This window comes from Microbacterium sp. Bi128, assembly GCF_918698205.1.
In genome coordinates this window covers 1-1,326 of sequence record NZ_CAKKMM010001390.1, presented here as the reverse complement: position 1 = coordinate 1,326, position 1,326 = coordinate 1, and the positions used below count along the sequence as shown (strand labels likewise).

Annotated in this window: 2 protein-coding genes; both read right to left on the bottom strand. The window is 65.6% G+C overall.

The window, feature by feature from the left end:
• On the bottom strand, positions 1-378 hold a 378-nt coding region (locus LQV45_RS33055), incomplete at its 3' end, for a PEP/pyruvate-binding domain-containing protein (protein ID WP_230011897.1).
• 5 nt (positions 379-383) lie between these two features.
• The coding region (locus LQV45_RS33050; protein ID WP_230011894.1) for a cytochrome P450 at positions 384-1,326 on the bottom strand (943 nt) is incomplete at its 5' end.

Below are 1,326 nucleotides of genomic sequence, written 5' to 3'. Positions count from 1 at the left end.
CCCGGTGGCGCTGGAGCGAACGGCCACCGGGACCGGCGACTCAAAGCGGGACATCAGGGACTCGTAGGCGGCGACGGTGAGCTCGCGCAGGGCCTGAGGCACCGCGCGGGAGCGGATGTCCGCCCGGATCGCGGCGGACACCCTATCCACCTGGCCCATGTCTTCGGGGTCCAGTCCTGCAAGGAGCTGGTGGATGTCCCGGGTGATCCCGGCTTCCTCCATGAAGGCATCGAACTGCGCGGTGGTGACCACGAAGCCGGGCGGGACGGGCATGCCGGCGAAGGTCATGGTGACCAGGGAGGCGCCCTTGCCGCCAAGGTTTTCGAGCTTCGGTTCGATGCCGCCGTCGAAGAACTGGACGTATTCGTTGCTCTGCATATTTCTCAGGCCTTCCAGGTGACGGGGACGGTCTCGGGGACGCGGAAGGAGAGGTTCTCCCGGAAGGAGATGGTTTCCGGATGCTCCAGCTGCAGCTCCGGGACGAGCCGGACCACTTCCTCGAGGGCGATCTTGGCCTGAAGCTTGGCGAGCATGTTGCCCAGGCAGTAGTGGATGCCAAACCCGAAGGACAGGTGCTCGCGGGCGTTGGGGCGGGTGATGTCGAAGTCCTCGCCGGCGTCGAACTTGGTGTCATCCCGGTTGGCTGAGCCCATGAGGAGCAGCAACTGTGCGCCTTCTTCGATGGCGACGCCGCCAACTTCAGCGTCCTTGAGGGCCTTGCGGCGCCAGCCGACGATCGAGCCGGCGTAGCGCAGGACTTCGTCGATGGCGGCGGGAATTTTCTTCGGGTCCTCCACCAGCTGCTTCCACTGATCGGGGCGGGCCAGGAGTTCGCGGAGGGCGTTGGAGATCAGCGTGGTGGTGGTCTCGTGGCCGGCGAAGAGCAGGCTATAGAGGACGGAAGCGACCTCGTGGTCGGAGATTTCGGCGCCGTCCTGCTGCGCTTTGACCAGGTCCGCGGTGAGGTTGTCGCCGCCTTCCTCGTGAGCCACCCTGACCAGCCGGAGGCATTCCTGCCAGTACTCCACGAGGTTGTGGGCGTGCGGGATCTGTTCGTCGTCAGAGAGGTCGCCCCACGTCATGGCAGCGCGGGAATCGCTCCAGCGCTTGAAGGTGTCGACCTGGGCCACGTCTGCGCCGATCAGGGTGAGGATGGTGATGGTGGGGACGTCGTAAGCAAGGTCCTTGACCATGTCGCCGCGGCCTTCCGGCCGGGCCAGCATTTCTTCAAGCAGTCCGACGACGTTTTGCCGGATGAACGGTTCCAGGGCCTTGTACCGGCGGGGGGTGAAGGCCTTCTGCACCACGGCGCGGATGCGGGTGTGC